10 protein-coding genes are annotated in these 8,367 nt (G+C 54.0%); 5 read left to right on the top strand and 5 right to left on the bottom strand.

The window, feature by feature from the left end; translation table 11 throughout:
• Positions 1 to 232 precede the first annotated feature (232 nt).
• From GGU46_RS21670 to GGU46_RS21680, 3 genes are all read right to left on the bottom strand, one after another.
• The gene (locus tag GGU46_RS21670) at positions 233 to 1,330 is read right to left on the bottom strand and encodes an HNH endonuclease family protein (RefSeq protein ID WP_183405602.1); all 1,098 of its coding nucleotides are present in this window, start codon (positions 1,328 to 1,330) and stop codon (positions 233 to 235) included.
• Entirely contained in the window at positions 1,330 to 2,376 is a 1,047-nt protein-coding gene (locus GGU46_RS21675) for an adenine-specific methyltransferase EcoRI family protein (protein WP_183405603.1), read from the bottom strand. The genes GGU46_RS21670 and GGU46_RS21675 overlap by 1 nt, the downstream gene beginning before the upstream one ends.
• A gap of 61 nt (positions 2,377 to 2,437) precedes the next feature.
• A complete protein-coding gene (locus GGU46_RS21680) occupies positions 2,438 to 3,388 on the bottom strand; it encodes a replication initiation protein (RefSeq protein WP_183405604.1) in 951 nt (316 codons plus the stop codon).
• Between the two features lie 861 nt (positions 3,389 to 4,249).
• On the opposite strand from GGU46_RS21680, the gene GGU46_RS21685 reads away from it, so the two are divergent.
• The 5 genes from GGU46_RS21685 to GGU46_RS21705 all read left to right on the top strand — a co-directional run bounded on the left by GGU46_RS21685 (position 4,250) and on the right by GGU46_RS21705 (position 7,149).
• Positions 4,250 to 4,642 (top strand): plasmid mobilization protein, encoded by a 393-nt coding sequence (locus GGU46_RS21685; protein ID WP_183405605.1) that lies wholly within the window; start codon positions 4,250 to 4,252, stop codon positions 4,640 to 4,642.
• A complete protein-coding gene (locus tag GGU46_RS21690; protein ID WP_183405606.1) occupies positions 4,639 to 5,583 on the top strand; it encodes a relaxase/mobilization nuclease domain-containing protein in 945 nt (314 codons plus the stop codon). The genes GGU46_RS21685 and GGU46_RS21690 overlap by 4 nt, the downstream gene beginning before the upstream one ends.
• Before the next feature lie 17 nt (positions 5,584 to 5,600).
• Positions 5,601 to 6,113: a hypothetical protein gene (locus GGU46_RS21695; protein ID WP_183405607.1), complete on the top strand. Its 513-nt coding sequence runs from the start codon at positions 5,601 to 5,603 to the stop codon at positions 6,111 to 6,113.
• Between the two features lie 69 nt (positions 6,114 to 6,182).
• Positions 6,183 to 6,569, top strand: a complete 387-nt coding sequence (locus GGU46_RS21700) for a hypothetical protein (protein ID WP_183405608.1) — start codon at positions 6,183 to 6,185, stop codon at positions 6,567 to 6,569.
• A gap of 16 nt (positions 6,570 to 6,585) precedes the next feature.
• On the top strand, positions 6,586 to 7,149 hold the full coding sequence (locus tag GGU46_RS21705; protein ID WP_183405609.1) for a hypothetical protein: 564 nt from the start codon (positions 6,586 to 6,588) through the stop codon (positions 7,147 to 7,149).
• A gap of 421 nt (positions 7,150 to 7,570) precedes the next feature.
• Here GGU46_RS21705 and GGU46_RS21710 read toward each other — a convergent pair whose 3' ends face one another.
• Both GGU46_RS21710 and GGU46_RS21715 read right to left on the bottom strand, forming a co-directional pair.
• Positions 7,571 to 7,786, bottom strand: coding sequence for a hypothetical protein (locus GGU46_RS21710; RefSeq protein ID WP_183405610.1), 216 nt, complete (start codon positions 7,784 to 7,786; stop codon positions 7,571 to 7,573).
• Between the two features lie 65 nt (positions 7,787 to 7,851).
• Positions 7,852 to 8,256, bottom strand: coding sequence for a hypothetical protein (locus GGU46_RS21715; protein WP_183405611.1), 405 nt, complete (start codon positions 8,254 to 8,256; stop codon positions 7,852 to 7,854).
• Positions 8,257 to 8,367: the final 111 nt, after the last annotated feature.

The raw sequence follows: 8,367 nt of genomic DNA on the forward strand, positions 1-8,367 counted from the left end.
GATGTGTGAAGACAAGTAAATGTAGAAGAAATAGGAGTATCACGGCTGCGGGGTAGCAGTTCTAAAACCGCTCATCCAGGTGTACTTCCCCGTTGCAACAAGAACCCCAATAAAGGGAAGCACGAGCCCGCACTGTAGTGCTAAGAGGCCCCCGAAAAGCAAAACCCCATCAACCAGAGCGGCTGATGGGGTTTTGCTTTTCGGGAAACGAAGGGTGTTGTTGAATGGTGCTCTACTTACCACTCTTGCGTCGGTTATCATCCTTGCACAGCATCTGCAGGTTAGCATCCGTCGTTTTGCCGCCCTCGTGCCAGGGTGTGATGTGGTCGCCTTCCATCTCGGTCAGCTGGTAGTGTTTTTTGCAGATGGGGCAAGTGCCTCCTTGTCGCTCGTAGGCCCGTTGCTTTTGGTTGGATGTAAAGGCCCGCAGGTTGAGGTGGCGCTCCTGTCCGGTTAGTAGGTATGAATAGATACCACTTTGGTTCTTCACCTCGTCGTCGGCAATCAAGCGCACAATCTCCTTTTCCAGCGCAGCTGGGTTTAGTGCCTCATCTTTGTAGCTGTTATAGAGGTGGCCCCAAGGCACACTTCGCATCAATTCTTTGCGCTTTTTCGGAAACGTGCGCTCCACCCAAGCCAATACTTCTTTCAGATATTCCCACAGGGGTTTAGCATCTGCGTCGTGCTGGTGCCGGCTCATGTACTCCTTTATCTGCCCCTTGCTTACCCAGTCCAGAGTGGTTTGCAAAAACTCTTGCCGGATAGGGGAGCCGCTTAGGTAGTCTTGCCCCAGTTGATAAGCTGGGCAGCCGGTCTTACTGAAATAACGACGGGCGCTGCTCACCCACGGTCCCGCATATACGGCATTGCGCAACTCCTGCTCAGTGAGGCGCTCGCCCGCAATGTTGATGGTGGTAAACCAATCCAGCTTCTCCTGTTCGGTGCCACTGCACACGTACACCATCAGCGGATAGTCAAGCAGTTGGTTTTGTGGCTCATCTTTGAGGTTGAAGAAAGCTATCCGGTTACCATCGCGCTCTATTGAGTAATCCCCCTCCACGTACTGACAGAGCGAAATGGTGCGTTGCTGCCCATCTATCACCTCAAAAGTGCCATCAGCACGGGTAGCCCAATACATTACGTTGAGCGGAAATCCTCGCGTTACAGTTTCAATTACCGCATCGCGCTGCTTGTCTTTGTACACAAACTCGCGTTGATATGGCGGGCGAACGTCCAGTTTGCCACCATAGGCCTTCACTCCCTCCTCAAAACTGTCTTTGTAGCCTTCTACAAGCTCACGAATAGTGACTTCAAGTAAGTCTATTTTCATTATTGTGGGTTGCGGTTTCGGATGAATAGTCTCACGAAGGTCTGCTTGTATTCGCCATTGACGATAATTACTCCCCGTCTATTCAAGTCAGCAAAATTACGAGCATCGTTAGCAGTGTATACTTTTGACTTTAGTCCTGAATTGTCATCTCTATCTGTTATTCCCAATAGCTCAAATTGATCGGGATTGTGCTTGTCCAGAAAGGTAATGGGTACTCCCATTGCGCCTGGGTAATCATAAGGAATGTCCGTCACCTTATCCACGTTTATCGCGTCGTAGTTGTCGTACTTCAGGTGTTTCTCAGGGGAATACTTCTGAACGAGGATTAATTCATCGTGGCGCTTGGCAATGTCCAAGTTAGTGAACCACACCACGCTCCCCATACTGAAATACTTTTTCCCGTCCTGCATCTTTTTGCGCGACTCCGTGGTGATGTCGTACTCCTCATTCACCTGAAACCACTTCGTGCCGTTGTTGTCCACCCCTAGCCACAGCTTATCCTCTTTAAGCAGCTTAAAAATCTCCTTGTAGGTGATAGCCTGCTGAGAACCGATGATAAGAAACTTCTTATTGTGAGCTATCAACTGCTCGACGTAGGCACGAAACAGCGAAAAGGGCGGGTTGGTCACTACGATGTCAGCCTCTTGTAGCAAGGCCACGCTTTCGGGGCTGCGGAAGTCGCCATCGCCACGCAGGGGTATGATGCCGATTTCTTCGGGGTCAGGGGTGCGGTTGCCGTTGCGGTCGCCGTTGTATTCCAGTTTCACAGCCGTCTCACTCTTGTTCTGGCTGAAGAGGTCGGCGTTCTGATTTTTGAAGCAGGTGGTGATGAGCTTTTTTAGCTTCAACTGCTCGAAGGAATCGGCGAAGTAGCTGAAGAAGTTGGAGATACGTGGGTCGTCGCAGTTGCAGAACACTGTCTTGTTCCGAAAGTGGGCCTTGTAATGACGCAGCTCTTTCTCAATGTCTGTACGCTGGGTGTAGAACTCATCGTTTTTGCCGGATTTAGCGGCTTGCAGGTTCTTGTTGAGAGATTTGGAAGGCATGGATGGGAAATGGGAATATGAGCTAACAGGGCATGTGAGGAAAGGCCTAGCTTTTAAGATTTCAACTAGGCTTTGGGACTTTGGGCTCAATTAATCCTAGGCGCACGAGTAATAAGCCCCCAGGGTTCTTATGTGCTTTGATCTTGCCTGTTTTCAAGTCGTGGTTGTAGCGGTTCACTTCCGCAACGTGGGCCGCACTGCTGAGGATGGTTTGCCGATGTTTGGCATCGGTGATGCGCAACTCGTCTAGAATTCGGGCGGCGTTATCGAAGTGGCTTTGCTGAACGCCTGGCAAAGGCTGAGTTGTGGCCACCAAGTCAAAGGGAATGGTTTCGGCTAAGGCTTGCGGCTTGACTGAGAACGTGATGTTTTTGAAGGCTTTACCCCGTTTTTCGAGCTTATAGCTGATGTATAGCTCAGTGTGCTCATTGATCTGCTTGACGGCAATATCCAACACCCTTTCGCGTAACTCTTTGATTTGCTTCATTTTCTCGTTGCCCTTATCATCGAGTAGGCCGAGAATCCTCTTAAAGTCTTGAATGTCATACTTCTTGGTTTCACCCAAATCTTTCCATTGACTGCACATCTGGTAAATGCGCTTAGCATACTTGCTGGTAAGGCGTAGAGCAGCAGCTAATTCATAAGAAGTGAAGTTGTTTTTAAGGTCGAATAAGAAGGGTAAAACGTGTCTAGTTAGGTCAAATTCGATGATTCCTTGACCCTTCAAGTAGCGAATTTGCTGAAACATCCATACTTGTCGGTACTCGTTGGCATCTTCCACTTCCAGCATACGGGAGCCCATATCGGCCGTGGCCTTGTGTAGGTAGGCCCCATTATAACGCTTGCCTGTTAGCCCGGATAGCTCCATAATATCCAGTTGATAAACAGTGTCTTTATCCCCTTTCCGCAGCTTAGAGATGATGAAGAAGAACAAGTCCAATTGGAGTTCGGTGTACTCATATCGCGCATTGGTTAATGCGTTATGTTGGCGTATCTCCAATTCCTGTTTCATCTGCTGTATGAGCTGTTTTCAAGGCAATTATAAGTCAAAAAAGACTAGTTAAACAAACTGTCTTATCAAATAGTCTTTGCAGCTACACGAAAAGTCTTTGTTAGCTACACGAAAAGTCTTTTTTACTACACGAAAAGTCTTTTTTACTACACGAAAAGTCTTTTTTACTACACGAAAAGTCTTTTTTGAGTGTTGCAAAACACTGTCTATCAATTAAATACACACATCTCAAATAGAACAAATAAGCTCAAATACACCAATTGTTGTTTCGCGCGAGAAAAAAAGAGCTTTTAGGGCACGGTCAATGGCACGAGCAAAACAAAGACAGCAAAGTCCTAGAAGCCAGTGAATTGCGCGCATTCAATAAAGTATATATTATTGATAATCAATGGTTTATAAACATTATTGTTGAGCTTATGTGCTGCTTTGAACTCCGGAATACTGTGCCCACAGAAACGGTAGCAGCTAAGGCCACAGGTCAGGAAAAGAGTACAAGAGGGGAAAGCAAGTGCCCTAGGACAGGACGCAATGACCAGGGAGGAAGGTGGCCAGGTGGGGTAGCTGGAGGCCAGAGCGAGGTGGCCACGTTGTCGGCAGGGGAGCACAAAGAGAAGGAGGCAAGAGGGGCAACCGGAAGGGCACAATAGTCGGAACGGAAACCAACTGTAAAACCAACCGGGAGGCGCAGCGAAAAGAGTGGGCCAGGGGTTGCGCGTGCGTGCGGGGAGCCGTACCTTGTGAGCCACTCCCGCCTCGTTCAACGTGTTTCGCAAGATGTGTTTTCTGAATCGCGCTTCGCGCAATCCAGAAAACCCGTTCGCCCGTTGGGCTCACTACACTTGCCCCTCCGGGGACCTCCCTATGGCCGACCTAACAGCCCCTGAATCCACTCCCCACCGCCCCCGAAAAGGAGGCCGGAAGGCCGGCCCGCTGGCCGAGAAACAGCGCCACGTTGTCAGCGTCCGGCTCACGGATGCGGAGCACGAGCGCCTAACCCGCGAGGCCGAGCGGTACAAGTTGAGCCAGGGCGAAGTGCTGCGGTCGGTCTGGCGGAAGCAGAACACAGCCACGAAACTGCAGGCCCCGCCGACCCCGGAAGAGGCGCGGCAGCTGGCGCAACTGGCCGGCATGGCGGCGAACCTGAACCAGATAACCAAGCTGGCGCATTTGGGCCAGGACCAGCGGACCGGAGCTACAACGGTACTCGGGCAGATGCACCAGCTGCTGAAGCGGCTCACGGGCGAGGGGGCATGATCGGCAAGGTGAAAGTGAACCAGTCGTTCGGGGCCATGTGCCGGTACGTGCTGCAGGAGCAGGCCCCCGGCAAAGGAGCCGAGGTGCTGGCCGCGCACGGGGTGCGCACGGACAGCGCCGAGCACATGGCGGCAGACTTCGACGCAGTGCGGGCCATGCGGCCAGGGCTAGGCAAGGCCGTGCTGCACGTCGCGTTGGCCTTTCCGGTCGAGGAAAAGGAGAAGCTAACCAACGAGGTAATGGGCCGCATTGCCCAGGACTACCTAAAGGGGCTGAACATCGACCCGGAGAACACGCAATGGGCCGTGGTGCGGCACCAGGACAAAACCCACCCGCACATGCACCTGGTGGTAAACCGGGTGGATCTGGACGGGCAGACGGTAAGCGACCAGTTTATTCGCTCGCGGAGCGTGGATGTGTGCAAGGGCATCGAGCAGGCGTATGGGCTGATCGTGGCCGACCAGGTGGGCCGCAAGCAGGCCCGCGAAATCGGCCCGACCCCGGCCCAGGTGAAAGCCACGACCCCGAAAGAGGAACAGTCGGCTGATTGGAGCCGCGCCCGGCAGGAGATCGGCCGCGCCCTGAGCTACACGGCGGGCCAGGCCCGCAGCTTCGACGAGCTGCGCGAGGCGCTGCGCCCCCGAGGCATCGAGCTGGAGCTGACGCGGCGCAAGAACGGGAGCCCGGCCGGGGTGGTGTTTGCCCAGGACGGGCACCGGGTGAAGGGCAGCCAGGTGGGCCGCGAGTACAGCGCCGGCAATCTGGAGACGGGCTTTGCCAAGGCCCGGGAGCTAGGCCAGGACCCGGCTCAGCAATGGCAGCAGGTGGGCCAGGACTACGCGCTGGCCAAGCTGGCGGCCGAGTACGCCCAGGCCAAGCAGCGGCAGGCTCAGCAGCAGCCGAGCCAGCAGCAGTCCCGAGGCTTTGAGATGGGGGATTAACTTTTCAGCAACGAACTATGCAGGAATTACTTCAAGACATAAACGCGCTACGGCGCGGCATCGAGGCGCTGAATAAGCGCAGCTTAGAGCAAGGCCGGCCGGTGAGCCGGGCCGAACTGGACGAGGTGCTGGCCAAGGTGAAGCAGGAGGTGCGGTTTACCATCAACTACCAGGGGGTAGCGGAGGCGATCCAACCGCACCTGGCCACGCCGGCGAAGGTGGAAAACACGCTCACCACGGGCACGGCGCAGCTGCAGCAGGTGATTGACCGGATTCCGCGCAGCGTGCCCGTGGTGGGGGAAGTGTGGGGCTTTACCAGTATGCGGCTGGGGCTGGGAGTGATTGCCCTGCTGCTGGTGCTGGCCAGCCTGAGCACCTACCTCTGGAAAGAGAAAGCGGCGGCCGAGGCGCAGGTGGTGCAGCTGCAGCAGGAGCAGGCCAAGAAAAAGCGGGTGCTGGATTGGCTGACGCAGGGCTATTGGGACCTGAAACGGGACAATCCGAAAGTGGTCAAAAAGTATTTTCCTTAGCAGGCCGATTTAGGCCCCAAAAACGGCCTTAAAATAGGCGTTCGCGGGGTTTTTGCCGTATCTAATGGTATGCAAGAAGTCCCTAAAAAACCCTCTTTTTGGGCCGAGGAAGGCCCCCAGTTCACGCGCTACAACGAGCTGGATACGTTCCTGCGCATGTCCAGCTTCGCGTGGCACGCGGAGCTGGCGTGCCGCAGGTGGTTGGAACGGTCCGAGGCCTTTCCGGGCGGCCTGAACACGCCGCGCACCACGGACTGGATGTCGCTGCTGAGTTACGTCAATCCGGTGCTGGACAAGGGCCAGGAGTTCGGCATCTCGCCCGAGGCCGCGCCGGATGTGGCCATCCTACGGGCCTATCAGCTGCTGCTTACAGGCCTGAGCCCGCAGCAGGCGGCGCAACAAATGGAAGATAATCCGTTGCCGGATACGCTAACAGACTTCCTCGTACGCGGTTAAGCATTTCGTTTTCCTCATGGCCCAGCCGCCTATGCCCGCTGACTCTATTGCCAGCCCCCTCACGGTGTTTCTGCAGCAACTGGACTCGCCCGCGTTCCAGGACGCGCTGCGGGCGCAGCTGCGGGCCGAAGCCGCCGCCGCCAACACATTCCTCTCCTACCGCGACGCGCAGGGCCGCTACGTGCACGAGTACCCCGCCACGGGCGAGGTGTACGAAGTCTCGCTGACCCAGCCCCAAACGCGCCGCCTGTTGCCCCCCCATGTAGCCCAAGAGCCTATGAACAAAGAGCGTATTTCGGACACGGCCGATGGTTCGCGCACGGCGCACCTGCAGCCCGTTATTGACTTTCTGAAAGCCCAGGGCAACGAGCCGGCCACGGGCGACGCGTTCTACTACAACCGGGACGGATACGGCGTCTATGGGTTTGCTGAGCCGCTGGATATGGACGCGCTGCGGGCGCGGTTCGACTTTCCGGCCAGTATCGTCGCCGGCCAGTCGGGCGTGTACGACAGTCGCAACTTCGTCAGTATCACCCAGGACTTCGGCCCCCAGCCAGTACGGCCCTTATCGTTCGAGTAGGTCGGCCAGACCCGTACCAGGAATCGTCTGAAACAGGCTTTGCTGTTGTAGAGCTTATCTACCTTTGGCCCGTCGGCCTTTACAGGTGTGTGGGGCTGACAGGGGCAGGTAATTCTCCCATTCGACACCTATTGCAACACAGAGGGGAGGCTACCAGGTGGTAGCTTCCCCTCTTGCGTTGGGGCTGTTTCCCGGCAAAATACCACGCGCCGGCATTGGGGGCAGTAGGGAGGAAAAGCGTACTTATTCCAGGAGGGCGGGTATAAGCAACATTATGTTAAGGGACAAAACCGGGACGACCGGGGGGCTTTTTCTACTCCCCCCACTGCCCCCTAAATCCTATCTAACATCTACCAAGCCTACACGATCTCCTTAGCTCAAGGCAGGTAGGTGAAGTTCGTTCGGAAGGCCCTGGCAGATGCTAGTAACCGTACAAATCACCGTCACCTGAATCTAGAGAACGCATAATTCTCTCTTCATCATCTTCGTCGTCGTCATCCCATTTGGAGGACCTATCCTCGTCCTCATCCTCATCCTCATCAGGGCCTAAGCTTTGAGGTGACGTAATACGAGCTTGCTCAGCTTCTTCCTTGTTAGCTTGTTCGTCAAACCAGAAGTCATCAAGAGTATTAGCCATTTTAGAAAGTGCAGTTACGTGATATATGCGGGGGAATTGATTCCTCTTTAGCCGAGAAGTAGCATTTACAGCCCGATTCTGTCTTTAAATGCTTTTGGACAAGTTCTGTCAAGTACATGAAATAACTTCCCTCCCTCTAATATTTCCTCGACTTCATATTCTAAATCCATGTTAGCAGCAAGGTCTCGTAGGACTCCAACAGTTTTATGAATGGCCTCTAAAATGGTGACATTCTTCCTATCCATTGAAGGGACCGAAATACCTGAATGCAATGGCCACCCATGTTTTTCTAGTCTGTCGTTTATGCCAGCCTTGCAGGCATAGGCGAGACTCATGACAGCTTCATTATGCTCGCTCTTGTCAGAAGCTAGATAGACCTTTGGAATCAAGTCCGTCAAGGCTCTATTGACTAGGCAAAAAGTGTTTCCAAGATTTATAAAATCCTTCGTTCCCTTGAAAAGTCCGAACATAATTGTGAGCTAATAGGATGTGTGAAGACAAGTAAATGTAGAAGAAATAGGAGTATCACGGCTGCGGGGTAGCAGTTCTAAAACCGCTCATCCAGGTGTACTTCCCCGTTG

Source organism: Hymenobacter latericoloratus (assembly GCF_014199535.1).
Taxonomy (GTDB): Bacteria; Bacteroidota; Bacteroidia; order Cytophagales; family Hymenobacteraceae; genus Hymenobacter; species Hymenobacter latericoloratus.

Excerpts from the sequence above, each read along its gene's own strand:
- GGU46_RS21670 (WP_183405602.1), bottom strand. The coding sequence starts at position 1,330 with ATGAAAATAGACTTACTTGAAGTCACTATTCGTGAGCTTGTAGAAGGC.
- GGU46_RS21675 (WP_183405603.1), bottom strand. The coding sequence starts at position 2,376 with ATGCCTTCCAAATCTCTCAACAAGAACCTGCAAGCCGCTAAATCCGGC.
- GGU46_RS21680 (WP_183405604.1), bottom strand. The coding sequence starts at position 3,388 with ATGAAACAGGAATTGGAGATACGCCAACATAACGCATTAACCAATGCG.
- GGU46_RS21685 (WP_183405605.1), top strand. The coding sequence starts at position 4,250 with ATGGCCGACCTAACAGCCCCTGAATCCACTCCCCACCGCCCCCGAAAA.
- GGU46_RS21690 (WP_183405606.1), top strand. The coding sequence starts at position 4,639 with ATGATCGGCAAGGTGAAAGTGAACCAGTCGTTCGGGGCCATGTGCCGG.
- GGU46_RS21695 (WP_183405607.1), top strand. The coding sequence starts at position 5,601 with ATGCAGGAATTACTTCAAGACATAAACGCGCTACGGCGCGGCATCGAG.
- GGU46_RS21700 (WP_183405608.1), top strand. The coding sequence starts at position 6,183 with ATGCAAGAAGTCCCTAAAAAACCCTCTTTTTGGGCCGAGGAAGGCCCC.
- GGU46_RS21705 (WP_183405609.1), top strand. The coding sequence starts at position 6,586 with ATGGCCCAGCCGCCTATGCCCGCTGACTCTATTGCCAGCCCCCTCACG.
- GGU46_RS21710 (WP_183405610.1), bottom strand. The coding sequence starts at position 7,786 with ATGGCTAATACTCTTGATGACTTCTGGTTTGACGAACAAGCTAACAAG.
- GGU46_RS21715 (WP_183405611.1), bottom strand. The coding sequence starts at position 8,256 with ATGTTCGGACTTTTCAAGGGAACGAAGGATTTTATAAATCTTGGAAAC.